This is a genomic window from Eisenbergiella porci (genome assembly GCF_009696275.1).
Lineage (GTDB): Bacteria > Bacillota > Clostridia > Lachnospirales > Lachnospiraceae > Eisenbergiella > Eisenbergiella porci.
Genome location: NZ_VUMI01000030.1, coordinates 17,877 through 35,959, shown reverse-complemented (window position 1 = coordinate 35,959; position 18,083 = coordinate 17,877). Strand labels below are relative to the sequence as shown.

General features: G+C 49.3%; 18 protein-coding genes and 1 tRNA gene. 11 read left to right on the top strand and 8 right to left on the bottom strand.

All coding sequences use genetic code 11. The annotated features are described in order from the left end of the window. Positions 1-104: 104 nt before the first annotated feature. From FYJ45_RS17495 to FYJ45_RS29680, 3 genes are all read right to left on the bottom strand, one after another. Complete coding sequence (locus tag FYJ45_RS17495) at positions 105-2,303, bottom strand: glycogen debranching protein (RefSeq protein ID WP_235930871.1); 2,199 nt, start codon at positions 2,301-2,303, stop codon at positions 105-107. 264 nt (positions 2,304-2,567) lie between these two features. Beyond that, positions 2,568-2,641 (bottom strand) — tRNA-Pro (locus FYJ45_RS17490). Between the two features lie 2 nt (positions 2,642-2,643). Then, positions 2,644-2,892, bottom strand: coding sequence for a hypothetical protein (locus tag FYJ45_RS29680; RefSeq protein ID WP_195841869.1), 249 nt, complete (start codon positions 2,890-2,892; stop codon positions 2,644-2,646). A gap of 104 nt (positions 2,893-2,996) precedes the next feature. Here FYJ45_RS29680 and FYJ45_RS30800 point away from each other — a divergent pair, with 104 nt between their 5' ends. From FYJ45_RS30800 to FYJ45_RS17475, 3 genes are all read left to right on the top strand, one after another. Next, positions 2,997-3,410 carry a hypothetical protein gene (locus FYJ45_RS30800; RefSeq protein WP_235930870.1) on the top strand — a complete coding sequence of 138 codons (414 nt, stop codon included), beginning with the start codon at positions 2,997-2,999 and terminating at the stop codon, positions 3,408-3,410. A 164-nt stretch (positions 3,411-3,574) separates the two neighbouring features. Beyond that, positions 3,575-4,078, top strand: coding sequence for a gamma carbonic anhydrase family protein (locus FYJ45_RS17480; protein WP_154466165.1), 504 nt, complete (start codon positions 3,575-3,577; stop codon positions 4,076-4,078). Further along, positions 4,050-4,778 carry a DNA alkylation repair protein gene (locus FYJ45_RS17475; protein WP_154466163.1) on the top strand — a complete coding sequence of 243 codons (729 nt, stop codon included), beginning with the start codon at positions 4,050-4,052 and terminating at the stop codon, positions 4,776-4,778. Before FYJ45_RS17480 ends, FYJ45_RS17475 begins: the two co-directional genes overlap by 29 nt. Positions 4,779-4,906: 128 nt before the next feature. On the opposite strand, the gene FYJ45_RS17470 is transcribed toward FYJ45_RS17475, so the two are convergent. From FYJ45_RS17470 to FYJ45_RS17460, 3 genes are all read right to left on the bottom strand, one after another. Further along, the gene (locus FYJ45_RS17470; protein WP_154466161.1) at positions 4,907-5,347 is read right to left on the bottom strand and encodes an Lrp/AsnC family transcriptional regulator; all 441 of its coding nucleotides are present in this window, start codon (positions 5,345-5,347) and stop codon (positions 4,907-4,909) included. Between the two features lie 126 nt (positions 5,348-5,473). Further along, positions 5,474-6,412 (bottom strand): DNA glycosylase, encoded by a 939-nt coding sequence (locus tag FYJ45_RS17465; protein ID WP_154466159.1) that lies wholly within the window; start codon positions 6,410-6,412, stop codon positions 5,474-5,476. Between the two features lie 76 nt (positions 6,413-6,488). After that, positions 6,489-7,691 carry a class I SAM-dependent rRNA methyltransferase gene (locus FYJ45_RS17460; RefSeq protein WP_154466157.1) on the bottom strand — a complete coding sequence of 401 codons (1,203 nt, stop codon included), beginning with the start codon at positions 7,689-7,691 and terminating at the stop codon, positions 6,489-6,491. A 229-nt stretch (positions 7,692-7,920) separates the two neighbouring features. On the opposite strand from FYJ45_RS17460, the gene FYJ45_RS17455 reads away from it, so the two are divergent. Further along, on the top strand, positions 7,921-10,881 hold the full coding sequence (locus FYJ45_RS17455) for a glycoside hydrolase family 2 TIM barrel-domain containing protein (RefSeq protein ID WP_154466155.1): 2,961 nt from the start codon (positions 7,921-7,923) through the stop codon (positions 10,879-10,881). Positions 10,882-11,124: 243 nt separating this feature from the next. Here the strand turns inward: FYJ45_RS17455 and FYJ45_RS17450 are convergent, their stop codons facing one another. After that, on the bottom strand, positions 11,125-11,481 hold the full coding sequence (locus FYJ45_RS17450; protein WP_154466153.1) for a hypothetical protein: 357 nt from the start codon (positions 11,479-11,481) through the stop codon (positions 11,125-11,127). Positions 11,482-11,508: 27 nt separating this feature from the next. Beyond that, complete coding sequence (locus tag FYJ45_RS17445; protein WP_154466151.1) at positions 11,509-12,585, bottom strand: M42 family metallopeptidase; 1,077 nt, start codon at positions 12,583-12,585, stop codon at positions 11,509-11,511. A 213-nt stretch (positions 12,586-12,798) separates the two neighbouring features. Between FYJ45_RS17445 and FYJ45_RS31465 the strand changes: the two genes are divergently transcribed. The 7 genes from FYJ45_RS31465 to FYJ45_RS17415 all read left to right on the top strand — a co-directional run bounded on the left by FYJ45_RS31465 (position 12,799) and on the right by FYJ45_RS17415 (position 18,017). Continuing rightward, on the top strand, positions 12,799-13,137 hold the full coding sequence (locus FYJ45_RS31465; protein ID WP_268890949.1) for an MATE family efflux transporter: 339 nt from the start codon (positions 12,799-12,801) through the stop codon (positions 13,135-13,137). Further along, entirely contained in the window at positions 13,056-14,171 is a 1,116-nt protein-coding gene (locus FYJ45_RS17440; protein ID WP_268890948.1) for an MATE family efflux transporter, read from the top strand. Before FYJ45_RS31465 ends, FYJ45_RS17440 begins: the two co-directional genes overlap by 82 nt. A 37-nt stretch (positions 14,172-14,208) precedes the next feature. Then, complete coding sequence (locus FYJ45_RS17435; protein ID WP_021636208.1) at positions 14,209-15,027, top strand: sensor histidine kinase; 819 nt, start codon at positions 14,209-14,211, stop codon at positions 15,025-15,027. 198 nt (positions 15,028-15,225) lie between these two features. After that, positions 15,226-15,705 carry an NfeD family protein gene (locus FYJ45_RS17430; RefSeq protein ID WP_025487865.1) on the top strand — a complete coding sequence of 160 codons (480 nt, stop codon included), beginning with the start codon at positions 15,226-15,228 and terminating at the stop codon, positions 15,703-15,705. A gap of 234 nt (positions 15,706-15,939) precedes the next feature. Continuing rightward, positions 15,940-16,917, top strand: coding sequence for a flotillin-like protein FloA (floA, locus tag FYJ45_RS17425; protein ID WP_154466149.1), 978 nt, complete (start codon positions 15,940-15,942; stop codon positions 16,915-16,917). A 1-nt stretch (position 16,918) separates the two neighbouring features. Next, positions 16,919-17,308: a hypothetical protein gene (locus FYJ45_RS17420; protein WP_154466147.1), complete on the top strand. Its 390-nt coding sequence runs from the start codon at positions 16,919-16,921 to the stop codon at positions 17,306-17,308. Next, positions 17,277-18,017 (top strand): LytR/AlgR family response regulator transcription factor, encoded by a 741-nt coding sequence (locus FYJ45_RS17415; RefSeq protein WP_154466145.1) that lies wholly within the window; start codon positions 17,277-17,279, stop codon positions 18,015-18,017. The genes FYJ45_RS17420 and FYJ45_RS17415 overlap by 32 nt, the downstream gene beginning before the upstream one ends. Positions 18,018-18,083: the final 66 nt, after the last annotated feature.

Here is an 18,083-nt window from a genome sequence, read left to right as displayed (position 1 = left end):
GTAAGAATATTATTAAGTTCCTGTATCAAAAAACCGCACTGAAAAGTCTGACAGCTTTTCGGTGCGGTTTTTCTTATTGTGAATTTAGTAATGGATACTTTTTTTCAGCCACTGTCCCTCACTACACACACAAGTACCGATCTGGGATTCATAACATACACACTTTTATCCAGAATCTCTTCCTCGGTAATCACCGACATATCCCCACGTCCGGTATCGACAGCGGGAATCCAGTATTTTGAAGAAGGCAGCGCAGGCAGTTCTATCTGCAGAGGCTTCCAGAAGGTATTGATCCCCAGGTAAACAATATCATCCCGTCCCGTGGAATCGATTCCTGAAAACATGACACCCAAAAATCTGGTATCCCGTACATAGCTGCTGTCCCAGGCCTTTATGCAGTGCAGGCTCATGGGAGGAAAACCGCAGCTGCAGGGCGCGGTATTTCCCCGGATGACGGAGTGCTGCTGGCGGAAGGCTATCATATACCGGAAAAATTCAAAAATTTCTTTGTTTTTTTCCAGCAAAGACCAGTCCAGCCAGGATATTTCATTATCCTGGCAGTAGGAATTATTGTTTCCAAACTGCGTGTTTCCGAATTCATCACCGGCAAGGAACATGGGGGTCCCCCGGCTGCACATAAGAACGGCGCAGGCATTTTTTATCATACGGAAACGCAGATCCATGATTTCTCCATTGTTTGTCGGGCCTTCATAACCGCAGTTCCAGCTCCGGTTATCATCGGCGCCGTCCGTATTGTTCCAGCCGTTTGCCTCATTATGCTTGGTACTATAGGAATAGAGATCATACAATGTAAATCCATCGTGGCAGGTCAGGAAATTGACGGAAGCATTATAGCTCCGCTTATCCGGGGGATATAGGTCCGGGGAACCCATAATGCGCTGTGCGGCGGCAGCAGCGTAGCCGTCGTCCCCTTTCAGAAAGCTTCTGATATCATCCCTGTATTTTCCATTCCATTCCGCCCAGCGGTTCCAGGATGGGAAGGAGCCAACCTGATAAAGCCCGCCCGCATCCCAGGCCTCCGCAATCAGATCCACATTTCCCAGGATGGGATCATAGGCCAGGCTTTCCAGAAGCGGCGGCCTGCTCATTGGTGCCGCGTCCTCGCTCCTTCCCAGAATAGACGCCAGATCAAAACGGAAACCATCCACCCGGTAATTAATGACCCAGTACCGCAGGCAGTCCAGAATCATCTGCCGGACAATGGGATGATTGCAGTTAAGCGTATTGCCGCAGCCGCTGAAGTTATAATAATGGCCATCCGGTGTGAGCATGTAATAAATATTATTATCCAGGCCTTTAAATGAAAAGTAGGGACCCAATTCATTTCCTTCCGCCGTATGGTTGAATACTACATCAAGAATGACTTCAATTCCATTTTCATTCAGGGCCTTTATGAGCTTTTTCAGTTCCAGTCCTTCCTGATTGTATTCGATTTGGGCAGTATAGCTGGTATTCGGCGCAAAAAAGCATACCGGGTTATAGCCCCAGTAATCCAGCAGCTTCCGGCCGTTTACCTCTCTGCAGCCATTCATTTCATCAAATTCAAAAATCGGCATCAGCTCAACCGCATTGATTCCCAATTCTTTCATATAGGGAATTTTTTCCATAAGACCTGCAAAGGTTCCGGGATTGTGCACTCCGGAGGAGGAATGCCTGGTAAAGCCCCTCACATGCAGTTCATAAATAATATTATCCTTCATGGGAATCAGAGGCTGTTTGCTGTTTCCCCAGTCAAAGTTATTTCTCACGACACGGGATTTATACTGGCAGTTCTGCGTACAGGGAAGGTGGATGCCCCATTCGCTCTGCCCGGTAACAGCCTTTGCATAAGGGTCAAGAATATATTTTGTCTTATCGTAAATCAGGCCTTTCTCCGGCTGATAGGGGCCGTCCAGACGGTAAGCATACTCAAACTCATCAATTCTCAGTCCAAAGACGATCATGGAAAAAACATTGCCGATCCGGTAGTGTTCCGGAAAAGGAATACTTGCGAATGGCTCTGAGGATTTCCGGTGGAATAAAAGAAGCTCACAGGAGGTGGCGCCGTGGGAAGCCAGCGTAAAGTTTACCCCTCCGGGCAGCGCTGAAGCTCCATTCACCTCATAAAAGCCGGGCCGCACATCATAGCCGTTGATTTTATCCAAAGGCTTCAGATTGGACGATATTTCTTCGCCAGTGATGCTTTCCAGCAAATAAGCGGAACCGGGCTGGGCGGTAGTGATAAGCGGTGTATTTTCATGCGGCGGGAACTGCGGATCTGTGGATTGGGACATGTTTTTCATAGACGGTACCTCCCGGTGGTGGGGTGTTGGGGAATTTATTATCGGGTGTAAATATATGCCGCTGTTTCAGGGTTAAAAAGCTACCGGCGGCAATAAGGATGACGCGCCGGCCGAAATGCGGTAACTATTGGGATATTAGTATTATATCCTTTACAGGGATGTTCTACAACGATAAATATAAAACGAAATTTTTATAAAATGATTAAAAAGGTAATGAATAACAAAAACCCTTGAAAACAATAAGTTTCCAAGGGTTTACTGTAGTCGAAGCGACGTGATTCGAACACGCGACCTCTGCGTCCCGAACGCAGCGCTCTACCAAACTGAGCCACGCTTCGAACTAGACTTTATCAAGCCCTTCAATAATACAAAATATAGAGGAAAATGTCAATGGTTTTTTTGAAATATCTTTTAAATGGCTGATATGGATAATAGACAAGCCATGGGTTGCTGTTGGGTATGGGAGTAAACAGTAAAATAAAGTTTTCTTACCCTCAAAGAACAAAATTTTCCGCGGTGAACAAATTTTTCCTCTCCATAAATTCTTTGAAGCCGCATAAATTCCTGGAAAATTTCCCTTCCCGCACATTCTGTTCCCTCCAGAAATTTCTGGCAGTTGAAAAAAATGCGTACTTCATATATATTGAGCCCAACAATCAGACGTACGGCCTGATAATTGCATTTCAGGATTATGTGCCGGGTTCCGCATTCCCGGAGGTGAAATGGGTAGGGCTGAAATGGTTTCAGAAATTTATATCCGGCCACTATTTTTCACGCCTGATAAGAAATACCCTGGTCCTGAGCGGCCTGAACCTGTTATTTGGTTTTACAGCTCCGATCCTGATCGTTTCAGCCGGAAGTGTTTTGTTCTGTGCGCCCAAGCATTTCCACTTTGCGGATCCTCATTTGTGTGTGGAGAAGGCAGAGGAAGGGGTTTTAAAGATTTATGCCTCATCCTTTGCCAAAAGCGTGGAAATAAAGAATGGGGATGATACGCTGCTTCTGGGGGATAAATATTTTGATATGAATCCCGGATGCCGTTCCATCAGAATATTGGAAGGAAAACCGGAAAATCTGCAGGTACGCAGCGTATATGATATCCGGTAAGACGGTTACATGGCATATAGTAACCCCGTCATAAGATGAACACAAACAGACACGAAATACCAATTGACGCTCCTGACGTGGAATGGCATAATGTAGCTGTAAAGGCAACAAAACATTATGTTACATAATAACAATAACCCACCCACCACAAAGGAAATTATGCCATGAAAACCCCGGAAATAGCAGAAAATGTATTTACAGCGCCGGATGCCGTAATATTGGGCGACGTACATATAGAAGAGGAATGCAGCATATGGTTTCACGCCGTTGTGCGTGCGGAGGCGGAGAGCATCCGTATCGGCCGCGGCAGTAACATACAGGATAATGCCGTCATACATGTGGATGCCGGACATCCGGTACGGATCGGGACCGGTGTCACAATAGGCCACGGAGCTATAATTCATGGCTGCAGTATCGGAGATAATACCCTGATCGGCATGGGAGCCATTATCTTAAACGGCGCATCCATCGGAAAGAACTGTATCATCGGCGCAGGAGCGCTGGTAACCCAGAACACCATAATTCCGGATAACTCAATGGCAATGGGAAGCCCGGCCGCCGTAAAAAGGCAGGTCATGGACCGGGAAGTGGAAAACAACCGCCGCAATGCGGAAATCTACAGCAGCGAGGGAAAAGAATATGCCGCCATCTTCAGGGAAAAAGAATAATACCGCCCACAGCAACGATACCACAGATATAAAGGAACAGTTGTCCCTGCTGGCAGAACCTGCCTACAGGGACTTTTCATCCTCCCTCCTTCCGGGAACGGAGCATATACTCGGCGTCCGCTTTCCTGCCCTGCGTAAGATAGCCCGGAAGCTGGCAAAAGAAAACTGGCTGGAAAATCTCGCCCGGTGCACCCAGGACAGCTTTGAGGAAATCATGCTTCAGGGCTTCATCATCGGCTATGCCAAAGCGCCGCTTCCCGATATTCTGGAACAGATCGCCGCCTTTCTTCCCAAAATAAACAACTGGTCTGTATGCGACAGCTTCTGCATCACCCTCAAGGCGGCCGGGGAGAACCCCGCAGAGTTCTGGGACTTCCTGCAGCCCTGCATCCTATCCGGTGAAGAGTTCACCGTGCGCTTTGCCATAGTGATGCTCCTGGACTACTATATTACGCCGGATTATATCGACAGGCTGTTCCCCATTTTCGACGGTATCAGCCATGAGGGCTATTACGTAAAAATGGCGGTTGCCTGGGCCGTTTCCATGTGCTATGTTAAGTTCCCCGAAAAAACGGAAAGCTATCTGGGCCGCTGTCGGCTGGATGATTTCACTTATAATAAGTCCCTTCAGAAAATCACAGAATCCCTCAGCGTGGACAAAGAGACGAAAAAAAGAATCCGCGCCATGAAAAGGCTGTAAAAATACCATAGAAAAGCCGATAGAAAAGGCTGCAGAAAAGTCCACAGAAAAGCCCGAAAGCATGAAAGAAAAGCCTGCCTGGAGCCTGAAAGCGTACTCCGCAGCGTACCTTTCTCAGCCATATTCTGCTATACTGTGATTTCCTCCTTCAAGGTGGAAAGACAGATGATTGTGTTGGTATCAGCTACGCCCCTGATATCCTTCAGCGTGCGTGAAAGAAAATTCTCCATATCCTGCATATCCCGGAAAAGCACCTTCAGAAGATAGTCACCCGGCCCTGCGGTATGGTGGCATTCCAGTACCTGAGGAAGGCCGGCAATGGCATCCTGAAAGGCTTCCAGATTCACCGAGCAGTCCACCTTAACAATAACAAAGGCCAGCAGATTATACCCCAGTGCATAGGGATTGGCGCGGACAGTATATTTTTCGATGACGCCGGACAGCTCCAGCTTACGGATACGTTCCGTAACAGCGGGAACGGAAAGATTTACCTGCTTGCTGATTTCGGAGGCGCTTGCCCGGCTGTTCTCCTTTAATATGGAAAGTATGATGTTATCGGTGTTATCCATTAGGCTCCTATCTGCCCGCCACGCCGGGCATATGACTGATGTCAGGTAACGGTTCAGCCCCGTCAGGACTGTTATGATGTCAGGGATTGTCCGGAATGACCGGACTCTGTATTTCCAGGCCGCTTTTCATCCGGCTTTTTTCTTTGCAGTTCTTTGTTTTCCCGTTTTCTTAACGGTGCCGGAAGCAGAAAGGGAGAGCTTGTAATAGAACATATACTGCTGTATTATCCCGGCAAATCCCTCGTAACGGCGGAAGGGAAATCCGTCCGGATAAAAAGAAGCCAGAATCTGTTTCACATGGGTATCCACAGGAAAAGCGCCGATATGGTGGAGGCCGTACAGACAGATACAGTCAGCCACCTTACGTCCGATGCCGAATTCTCCCATCAGGATTGCCTGCGCCCCATCATAATCCGCCTGCTCCAGGGAAGCCAGGAATTCCTGTCCGGGCGCGCCGCTGCAGCGTTTTGCCATGGCCAGGATATATTTATCCCGGTAACCCAGCCCCAGATCCTGCAGCCCATCCAATCCGCCGGCGATAATGGCCTCAGGCGTGGGAAAGGAATAAAAGGAAGCCCCGGTAAAAGGCCTGTCCTCCGGAAATGACATGGAATGCCCGTCCGTATCCAGCTTCTCCCCGAATTTGGCGCAGAGCGCTTCAATGCTCCTTCGTATCCGTGTTATATTATTATTCTGTGATATCAGAAAGCTGATTATCGTTTCCCAGAGATCCTGCCGCAGAATACGGATACCGCTTCCATAAGCAACAGCCGCCTGTAAAAATGCATCCTCCGGATCAACCGTTTCCTTTATGGCGCCGTAATCCAGGGACAAATCAAAATAATTATGCCAGAAGGACAGAAATTCCTCCTCAGTGCAGGAAAATTCCACAAAAGCCTCATCTTTCCCACAGCCCGCATCCTGATGCCCGGCACAGCGCAGGCATACGAAATGATCTCCAGCAGTCACCGTATAACAGTCCTCCCCGCACGGGGCGATCCGGAATACCTGCCCGGAACCCATCAGCATCCGTATATCAAAGTCCTTCAGAATCGTCTGATACATCTTAAGTAAATTCCTCCGTCAGCAGGCCTGCCGCCTGCATATTGAGCTGGCATAATTTACCGCCCCGGCAGCGCCTTTACTGCTCCTCACACACCTGGAAAATATAAAATTTCAGATAATAGGATTCGTCCGCCGCCCACAAAATTGGATGATCACAGCACTGGGTACGAAACTCTACCTGCCGCAGCCTCTTGTGCGCCCCATGAGCCGCCTCCCGGATGGTCTTGGCAAAAAGCTCCGGTTCCATGAAATGAGAACAGGAACAGGTTACAAGAAAGCCACCGTCCTCCACCAGCTTCATTCCCCGCAGGTTAATTTCGCGGTATCCTTTTACCGCATTCTTGATCGAATTTCTGGATTTGGTAAAAGCGGGAGGATCCAGAATCACCACATCGAACTTCTCGCCCTTTTCCTCCAGCTGTGGCAGCAGCTCAAACACGTCCGCACACTGGAATTTCACCCGATCCTCCAGATGGTTCAGGCGGGCATTTTCCTCCGCCTGCAGCACTCCGGTCTGAGAGGCGTCCACGCCAAGCACGCTGTCCGCGCCGGCGATTCCTGCGTTCAATGCAAAGGAACCGGTGTGCGTAAAGCAGTCCAGAACCTTTTTCCCTTTACAGAGACGCTGGACAGCGGCCCGGTTGTATTTCTGATCCAGGAAAAAGCCGGTCTTCTGGCCATCCTCCATATCCACAATATATTTAACGCCGTTTTCCTCAATTTCCACCTTCGTATCAAAGGGTTCGCTGATAAAGCCCTTATAACGCTCCATTCCCTCCTGAAGCCGTACCTTGGCGTCGCTGCGCTCAAAAATGCCGCGTATTACGATGCCGTCCTTTTTCAGCACCCGGCAGAGCGCGTCCAGGATTGCGGGCTTGAGCCGGTCGATGCCAAGAGCCAGGGATTCCACCACCAGGCAGTCCGAAAACTTGTCCACCACCAGGCCCGGAAGCCAGTCCGCCTCCCCGAAAATCAGTCTGCAGCAGCCGGTATCCACCGTCTGTTTCCGGTAATCCCAGGCATTCTGCACTCTTTTTTCCAGAAACGCATCATCAATGACCGTTCCCTTTTTCCGGGAAAGAAGCCTTACCGTAAGCTTTGACCTGGTATTAATAAAGCCAATCCCCAGAAAAAAACCGTCGGAATCGTGTACGGTTACGATATCGCCGTTTTCAAAATCCCCTGCAATACTTTCTATTTCATTGTTATAAACCCACATGCTGCCGGCCTTTAAAGTCCTGCCGGCCCCTTTTTTCAATGTAACCAGAGTATCGTACATATTACCTCACATTCCTGTTGCCGCCGCGTTTTCTCATGGTTTGCGCAGTAAATGCGCAGACCTGCCCAACTGTAACAATTATTTCACTATTTCTTCCGTTTTGTATTGTAAGTGTAACATATTTTCTTTATAATTTACAGTAGCAATGAAAAGTCCAAATAGAGGAAACGGAACGCAGGAAAGCCAAGCATTCAATGACCGGCAGAAGCCTGGTTTCGGAGGAGAGCTTATGATTCTGGAAAAATTCTATGAGAACCCTGAAACACTGCATGTGGGGACGGAGGAGAACAGATGCTTCTACATACCCCTGGACCTGCAGGAAAAGGAAAATGCCCGCAATTTAAGCGGCATTGACTGGAAATTCGGTTACTTTCCCTGTGTGGAGGCCGTACCAGAGTTCCAAAGGAAGGATTTCGACGAAGAACAGTTCGACAGGATAGAAGTGCCTTCCTGCTGGCAGATGCTGGGCTTCGATCAGAAGCAGTATACCAACGTCCGGTATCCCTTCCCTTTTGATCCGCCCTATGTTCCCGACAATAATCCCTGCGGCGCTTATATCAAATATTTTGACATCAGCCGCAGTGAGGCGAAGGAGGAACAGTTCCTTTATTTTGAAGGCGTGGATTCCTGCTTTTACGTATGGATTAACGGGAAATTTGTGGGCTACAGCCAGGTTTCCCACAGCCCCAGCGAATTCAACATCACCGGTAAAACCAAAACCGGCATGAACAAGCTGGCGGTCCTTGTGCTGAAATGGTGTGACGGCAGCTATCTTGAGGATCAGGATAAGTTCCGTATGTCCGGAATATTCCGGGATGTGCACCTGATTTTCCGCCCGAAGGAATACGTAAGGGACTTCACGGTGACAACGCCTGTGGACTTTGCGGAGAATACGGCCCGGGTGGAAGTGAAGCTGGACAGTGTCGTGGGAGAGCCTCAGGTAATCTGCGAGCTGTGGGATAAGGATACGCTTCTTGGAGAATGCGAAGCAAAGGACGGCAGCGCCGCTTTTTCCGTGAAGGATCCGGTTCTGTGGAATGCGGAGGAGCCTTATCAATATACGCTCAAGCTCAGGACCCCGGAAGAAATCCTGGTTCAGAAGGTAGGCATCCGTACCATTTCCATAAAAGACGGCGTGGTGCTCATTAATGAACGCCCGGTGAAGTTCAAAGGCGTCAACCGCCATGACAGCAGCCCTTATACCGGCGCAGTGGTATCCCGCGTGGACGCCATGTTTGACCTGCGTATCATGAAGGAGGCCAATATCAACGCCATCCGTACCAGCCATTATCCCAACGCTCCCTGGTTTCCCCAGCTGTGCAGCGAATACGGTTTTTATCTGATAGCGGAAGCGGATATGGAATCCCATGGCGGCGCAACGGTGTACGGCGGAAGCACGGAGGGTACGTTCAGCTATTTTGCTGAAGATCCTCGGTTTAAGGCTTCCGTTATGGACAGGGTGCAGCGCAATGTGATCCGGGACAAGAACTGCAGCAGCGTGATTTTCTGGTCGCTTGGCAATGAGTCGGGCTACGGAACCAATTTTGAAGAAGCAGGACGCTGGGTGAAAAATTATGATCCCACCAGGCTGCTTCACTATGAAAGCGTCCATTTTGAACCTGCAGGACACAAAAAGGATGAATCCATGCTGGATGTGGAGAGCCATATGTACGCCTTCACCCAGATGATTGACGAATATTTTGCACAGCCGGGAGAAAAGAAGCCCTTTGTTCAGTGCGAGTTCATTCACGCCATGGGCAACGGCCCCGGAGATATCGAAGACTATATGCAGCAGATTTATAAATATGATGGCTTCTGCGGCGGCTTTGTCTGGGAGTGGTGCGACCACGCCACCTATGAGGGCAGGGCGGAGAACGGAAAGGAAATGTTCCACTACGGCGGAGATGCGGGAGAATTCCCCCATGACGGCAACTTCTGCATGGACGGCCTGGTATATCCGGACAGACGGCCTCATGAAGGGCTTTACGAGTGGAAAAATGCCATCCGCCCCATCCGCGCCGAGCTTACAGACAGGAAGAAAGGCATTATCCGCTTGCACAACATGCTGGATTTCAGGAACCTGAAGGATTATATCTATCTGCGCTATGAAATCAAGAAAAACGGCGTCCTGATGGAAGAAGGCATTCTGGATGAACTGGAAGCGGAGCCTCACGGCTTTATGGACATTACCCTGAAGCTTCCTGCAAAGACAGAGGAGCGCTGCTATCTGAAGCTCACTTACTACCAGAAGGCCAAGGATAAGCTGACCCAGGTGGGCCATGAAATGGGCTTTGACCAGTTCGCACTTTCCGAGGAGAAGGAAAAAGAGCCGGCTTTTGAAAATAAGGGAGAACCGCTTACCCTGACGGAAACGCCGGAAGCTTTCTGCCTTGGCAACGAATTCCTTCACTACGAATTCGGGAAAAAAGAAGGGAATTTCATTAAACTGGAGCGCCACGGGGAAGCCCTTGTCACAGCGCCTGTGGAATGGAATGTTTACCGGGCTCCCACGGACAATGACAGAAATATTGTAAATGTATGGAAGGAAGCCGGCTATGACAGAAGCGTGGTCAAGGTATATGGCTGTGAAGCGAAGCTGAGACAGGGTATTGTTACCATTACCTGTGATTTCTCCATAGCAGCGGTGTTCATCCAGCCCTTCCTGAGACTGCATGCCGTATGGACCGTAAACGGCGACGGGGAAATCAGGGTTACGGTGGATGGAAAGAGGGATACCGCCTTCCCGTTCCTTCCCAGATTCGGCCTGAAATTTTGTATTCCCGAAAAGCAGCAGGAGGTGGCCTACTTCGGATACGGCCCTCATGAAAGCTACTGCGACAAGCATCAGGCAAGCTATATAGACGTTTTCCATATCACCGTGCCTGAGCTTCACCGTGACTATGTGCGTCCCCAGGAAAACGGCAGCCACTACAACTGCTTTACCGTGAAGGTGGGAAATCTCACCGCCAGGGGCAGAAAGCCCTTTTCCTTCAACGCGTCCGAGTACACTATAGAAGAGCTTGCCACGAAGAAGCACAACTATGAGCTGGAAAAAGCAGGCTGCGTTGTGGTATGTACAGACTATAAGCAGAGCGGCGTAGGATCCAACTCCTGTGGCCCCCAGCTCCTTCCCCAGTACCGTTTTGACGAGGAAGAGTTTGTCTGGGAGATGCTGTACTGCTTTGAATAAGGAAGAAATGCTTGTAATTTTGGAATTAGAACACCCGTCAGCCGGCTTATACCGGCTGACGGGTGTTCTTTTTAATACGAAAATAAACAGGCGCATGTTCCGTAGAAATCCTTATAATGCCAATGCAAACCTCATACTAAAACTAATTCAAAAGAATATGCAAACATCCGATTTCTGTACTTCTGACAGGAAACCGGATGCAATGTATAATATGGTTTTTATTTCTATCCAAAGCTCTTTTTCTTACGTCTCCGCATCCCTGCCAGAATCGCTTTCAGTTTTTCCAGAATCCTTATCATCTCCACTGGAATCGCTATTATTTTTTGGGGAATCCTTATTATCCCCGCTGGAATCCTCCTCATCCGGAATCCTCTCCAGATAATTCTTCTCCCCGCAGTTAGGACAATACAATATCTGCCCGCCCTTTCCGCCTACTGAAAAAATCAGCTGCATCAGTGAAGGCTTAAATTCCTGCCCGCAGGCCGGGCACTTACAATGGGAAGTACGCCTGTAGGACAGCCTGCGCACAATCAGGATCAGAATAAACAAAATAATCAGAAACAAAGCGGTAACAGGTATTATCTTTTGCAGGTAATCCATAAAAATCCTCCCTCACAGCCCGGACTATCAGGCCAGATAAGCCTTCAGCAGCTTAAATGTATTCTCCACGCCCTTCTTATGGCTGCGCTCATAGCCATGAGAAGCATAGACACCAGGCCCGATCAGCCCATGACGCACATCATAACCCGCAGTCAGCGCCGCATCCGCATCCGACCCATAATGAGGATACACATCCACCGCGAAATCAGCCTCCGCCCTTTTTGCAGCATCGATTAAACCGCTTACCACATCATAATGATAAGGCCCCCTGCTGTCCTTCGCACAGATAGAAACCTGGCATTCATCACACCCAAGGCCATCGCCCACGCAGCCCATATCCACAGAAAGAACCTCAGTCACATCCGCCGGGATAGAAGCGCAGCCGCCGTGACCCACCTCTTCAAACACTGTAATATGCTGATAAATCGTCCGTGCAGGCCTGATACCCTCATCCTTCAGATATTTTGCAAACCCAAGAAGAATTCCCGTACTCAGCTTGTCATCCAGAAAACGGCTCTTAATGAACCCGGATTCCGTCACCACTGTCCTCGGCTCAAAACAAACGAAATCCCCCGGCATAATCCCCAAAGCCAGCACATCCTCCTTGCTGCGGACGATTTCATCCAGAAGCACCTCCATCTCCCCATAGCTTCTCTTAACCTCATTATAATTATCATTCACATGAATTGAAGCATTCTTCAGCTGAAACGTCCCTGTATAAACCTTTCCGCCGCGCGTAATCACCCGGCAGTTTTCAGCCTCCGCATTATTCGCATTCATTCCCCCGACAGGAGTAAGATGCAGCCTTCCCGTTGAAGATACCTCAGCCACCATAGCCCCCAGCGTATCCACATGCGCCTCCAGCATAATGGCTCCCGCCGCCGGATCGGCTTTCCCGCAGCCATCCGCTCCGCTACGTTCACCGTCCGCGATCTTAACAACCACGCCGCCCTTTACCGTCAGCTCCGGCTCATACCCCAGCCCCCGGTACAAATGCATCAAATATCCAGAAACCTCCCGTGTATACCCCGAAGGACTATCAATCCCCAGCAGCTCCTTCGTCCTCTCCACAATATACTCCGTATATTCCGAATAATCTCTCATATTAAAATGACCTCCATCTATAATTTCTGTTACCAGATTACCACGTTTACTCCTCCAAAACCAGCCCTGGGAGGTAAAAATCTTTGGGATAGCGGGATAAAAGCCCCCGCCCCAAAACACCCCCCGCCCCCCGCATCACTTTTTTCTCTCCACCCCCTCCACTTCGTGTTATACTAATATCCAGAAAAGAATTTTTGCTTCAGGAGGATATGTATGAGTGCAGGTGTAAATGAGTCGCGGATGGGAACGGAACGGATTGGCAGGCTTATGGTGAGTATGGCGGTTCCGTCTATTATTGCGCAGATAATCAATATTCTTTATAATATCGTGGATCGGATTTACATAGGGCATATTCCCGGCGTGGGTGCTGCGGCGCTTACAGGGGTGGGTATCACCTTTCCTATTATTACGCTGATTTCGGCTTTTTCCGCCTTTGTTGGTATGGGGGAGCGCCGCTGGCGGCTATCTGGATGGGAAAGGGGGACAGGAAGCATGCGGAAAAAATACTGGGGAGCGGCACCTGTCTTCTGGTTATTTTTACAATTGTTTTGATGGCTGTTTTCTATCTGTTCCAGAAGCCGTTCCTTTATATGTTCGGCGCGTCTGACGCCACTATCGGGTATTCTCTGGATTATATGTCCATTTATCTTCTGGGCACACTGTTTGTAGAGCTGGCGTTGGGGCTGAATCCTTTTATCATATCCCAGGGGCGTTCCCGGATTGCCATGATTTCTATTGTTATCGGGGCGGTGGTCAATATTGCCCTGGATCCGCTGTTTATTTTTGTTTTCGGCTGGGGCGTAAAGGGCGCGGCGATTGCTACGGTGCTTTCCCAGGCGGTCAGCGCCGCCTGGAATGTGAACTTTCTTATGGGGAAAAAATCCTCCCTGCGTCTGTCTTTTTGTAATATCAGGCCGGATTTCCGAATTATGGGACAGATTTGCTCTCTGGGGATTTCACCTTTTATCATGCGTGCCACGGAGAGCCTGATCAGTATCGTGCTTAACAGGGGGCTGCAGATGTATGGAGGGGATTTGTATGTGGGTTCCCTCACCATCATGCAGAGTGTCCTTCAGCTGTTCTCGGCGCCTCTTACCGGCTTCACCCAGGGTGTGCAGCCCATTATCAGCTACAATTACGGCGCGGGTAAGTTCGATCGGGTAAAAAAACTGTACCGCAGCATGATTGCGGTCAGCTTCACCATATCCTTTGTGGCTAATATGACGGCCATGTGCTTTCCGGCTCTTTATGCCTCTCTTTTTACCAATGATGAGGAGCTGATCGTCCTGGTAAGCCGGGTGATGCCCGTATTTCTTTTCGGAATGCTGTTTTTCGGGCTGCAGAACGGGATCCAGCCCACCTTCCTGGCACTTGGACAGGCCAAAATATCCCTGTTTATCGCCATGTTCCGGAAGGTGATCCTGCTGGTGCCGCTGGCCCTGGTTTTGCCCCGGTTTTTCGGCGTTATGGGAATTTATTATGCGGAGCCTATATCCGACATTATTTCCGCAGCCACCGCTTGCATTCTTTTTGCACTGAATATTAAGAAGATTCTGTCAAAGGAATATCTGGCCAGAATCCACTGATTTTTGTAAAATCCAAACAGACAGGAGCCGGAAGGCTATGAATATTAAGAAAACGGTAAAAGCGCTTTTAATCATCAACGGCCTGCAGTTTATCGCCGCCATTTTGCTCTGGCTTGTCATAGGCACCCATGTGCTGGGCAGGGTGAACCCGGCAGTTTACCTGACCATAGGAATCCTGCTGTTAAGCAGCCTGCTTACCCTGCTCGGTCTGTATGCGGCCAGCCGTTACCAGGACGACAGCTATCGGGAAAGCATGAAAAATCTAGAGAATCTCAATCTGAAGCTGCGCGCCCAGCGGCACGATTATCTGAACCATCTGCAGGTGATTTACGGCCTGCTCCAGCTGGGAGAGTATGAGGATGCCAGGGAGTATATGGAGCCGGTATTCAGGGATATCAGCAGGGTGACTAAGGCCATGAAAACCTCCCAGCCCGCTGTCAATGCCCTTCTTCAGGCGAAAATGGAGTCCGCGGAAAAGAACGGGATCGATATGGTGGTGGAGGTGGGCACTCCTCTTAAGGAAATCCCCCTGGAGCCGTGGGAGCTGTGTAAAATCCTTGCAAACCTCATCGATAATGCGATTACTGCGCTGGGAGAAAGGGAGAAGGACAGAAAGCTGACCGTGGAAATCCGTCAGGAAAAGGAGATGTATATTTTCCGCATATGCAACAATGGGCCGGCCATCCCTGCGGACAGGCAGCCGCTCATTTTCCATCAGGGCTTTTCCACGAAAAGAGAGGAAGGGCATGGCACCGGCCTCACCATTGTTTCGGAAATCGTAAAGGATATCAGGGGCACCATCAGCCTGACCTCCGATGAAAAGGAGACCTGCTTTGAGGTGCGGCTCCCCCGGTAGCCGCCGGGTCGTCCGGGACAGCAGGATAAACGCAATTGGATTGATTTTTATGACATTACAGCTTTGATTATGTATAAGTTGCGGATTATGGCTTTTTTTAAACTAAATGCAGTTTATAATCAGATTCATAAAGCTGGTGCATGAGCTTACAGTTAAGGCAGACGAAAAAGACGTGTACCGGGAAAGGAGGATACAGGAATGGATACATTGATGATAGTGGGAATTATCCTGTTTATTGCGGGATTTATCCTCATCGCTGTTGAAATGGTGGTTCCGGGTTTCGGGGCGCCGGGAATCAGCGGCATAGCCTGTCTGGTAATCGGACTTTTCCTGACGGCGGATACCATTGAGGAGGGCGCGTTCATCACAGTCATAGTGCTGGCGCTGCTGGCCATCATGATGGCCATTATCCTGTGGATGCTGTCAAAGGGGAAGATACACTCGCCCATCATCCTGGAGGAAGAGCAGAAGAAGGATGAAGGCTATATCAGCTCCGTGGACCTGGATTACCTGCTGGGTAAAAAAGGGATTGCGGAAACGGATCTGAGGCCTACCGGCGTGGGTAACTTTGAAGGTGTCAATTTTGATGTAATTTCCGAAGGAAAATATATATCAAAGGGCGCTTCCCTGGAAATCATAAAAGTAAACGGCTCCAAACTGATCGTAAAACAACAGTAACTGTGAAGGCAGTGAACGGCTGCATAAAAATAGGCAGGAGATATTATAATGAGCAATACAATAGTTATAACATTAGTCGGCGTACTTGGCCTTCTTCTGGTTCTGTTTTTTATGAAGACCATGCCTGTTCCATGGATCTGAACTCTTAGAAGCAACGGTTTCGGAGGAATCGCAGAACAACTGTAACTGAAGGAACTAAAAAACTAAAAACAACCATAGTCAGGGGGTATCATAATGAGTAATATAGTAGTTATCACATTAATTGGCATACTTGGACTACTTATCGTTTTATTTTTCATCTTTGTTCCCATAGGCCTGTGGATTTCTTCACTGGCTGCTAACGTAAAAATCAGCATTTTCAACCTCATCGGTATGAAGCTGCGGCGTGTGGTTCCGTCCCGTATCGTGCTTCCTCTGATTAAGGCCAGAAAGGCAGGTATGAATCTGGGAGTAAACCAGCTGGAAGCCCATTATCTGGCAGGCGGCAACGTGGACAATGTGGTTAATGCATTGATTGCATCGGAAAGGGCGGGCATAGAGCTTCCTTTTGAAAAGGCGGCGGCTATCGACCTGGCAGGCCGTGACGTCCTGGAAGCTGTAAAAATGAGCGTAAATCCCAAGGTCATCGAAACCACCAATGTATCGGCTGTGGCAAAGGATGGTATTGAACTTCTTGTAAAAGCAAGAGTAACCGTAAGAGCGGATTTGGAACGCCTGGTGGGCGGCGCCGGCGAAGCGACAATTCTGGCAAGAATCGGTGAAGGCATCGTAACTACCGTTGGTTCCGCACAGTCCCATAAGGAAGTGCTGGAGAACCCGGATGACATTTCAAAACGTGTCCTGAGCAAGGGGCTGGATTCCGGAACGGCTTTTGAAATCCTTTCCATAGATATTGCGGATATCGACGTGGGAAGAAACATCGGCGCCCAGCTGCAGTCCCTGCAGGCGGAGGCAGACAAGAATATCGCCCAGGCCAAGGCGGAGGAAAGACGTGCCATGGCTGTTGCGAAGGAACAGGAAATGCGCGCTTACGTGGTGGAAGCGGAAGCCGAGGTGCCCAAGGCGCTTGCTTATGCCCTGCGTGAAGGCAAAATGGGAGTTATGGACTATTATGAGCTTCAGAATCTGAAGGCGGATACCGATATGCGTTCCTCCATTTCAGGAGCGGGCAGCATTGACGTGGATCTGACCAGTGACGGAAGGAATGATTAATATGACCTTTAAAGGACTGACGGAAGAGCTTTCAAGGACATTAATATCGGAAAAAATGCAGCTGCAGGGCTATTTGGGTGCACAGCTCCCTTTTGCAGGCAGTACGTTCAAAAAAAAGAAGAAAACGGCAAAGGCTGCCGCCCCGGAGTCCTTTCCAAAATGGGAGGAAGAGGCAGACATGGACGAGGCGCCGGAAGCGTTGATGCAGCAGGTGTCCCCGTCAGCCGGCCGGGCGGCGCAAAGGCCGCGGCAGCAAGAAACTTCCCGTATGCCGGAAGGCCGGGCGGCGCTGAGGCAGGCGGTCGTTTTTAGTGAAATTATCGGGGAACCGGTGTGCAGGAAAAGAAAAAGGAAAGCTTATGGCAATCAAAGTAATATTGGTCGAAGATGAAAGCGGCATACGGATGCTGCTGAAAAAAATCATAGAAAAGAAGGAAGAATTCCAGGTGGCGGGCGAATGCGATAATCTGGCGGATGCGGTGAGCCTCTTTGCCAGGCTGAAGCCGGAGGTTGTTTTCCTTGATATTGAAATCAACGGGGCAAGCGGTATAGACTGTGCCAAGATTATTGCCGACATGGAGCCTAAAACGAAAATCGTATTCGCCACGGCTCATTCAGAGTATATGTCCGAGGCCTTTGAGGTATATGCTTTTGATTACCTCATAAAGCCCTTCGACATTGAGAGAGTGGAACGCACGCTGGATCGGATTCTTTCCCTGCAGGAGCCGGAGCCTCTGGATCATCTGGATAAAATAGTACGCTACGAAAGAGGCCTGGACCGCCTGTTGGTAAAGGGCAGGGAAAGCATGAGCTTTGTGGATATCCAGGATATCATCCTGGTGCAGCGGGAAAATAACAGCACCGTCATCTACACAAAGCAGGATTCCTTCACCACGTCGGCCGGTCTGGGAGATATCGAAGCGAAGCTGGATCCGGATGTGTTCTTAAGAAGCCACAAATCCTACATTATTAACGTTTCCAAAATCAAAAAAATAGAACCCTACGGCCGCTGGACCTATATTGTGGCCTTCAAGGATATTGATAAGGATGCGCTGATTACGGCGGATAAATATGAGGAAATCAAGAAGCGTTTTTCCTGATAGCAAGAAGAACGCAACAGATCAAACAGGTCTGCGCATTTACTGCGCAGACCTGTTTGATCTGTT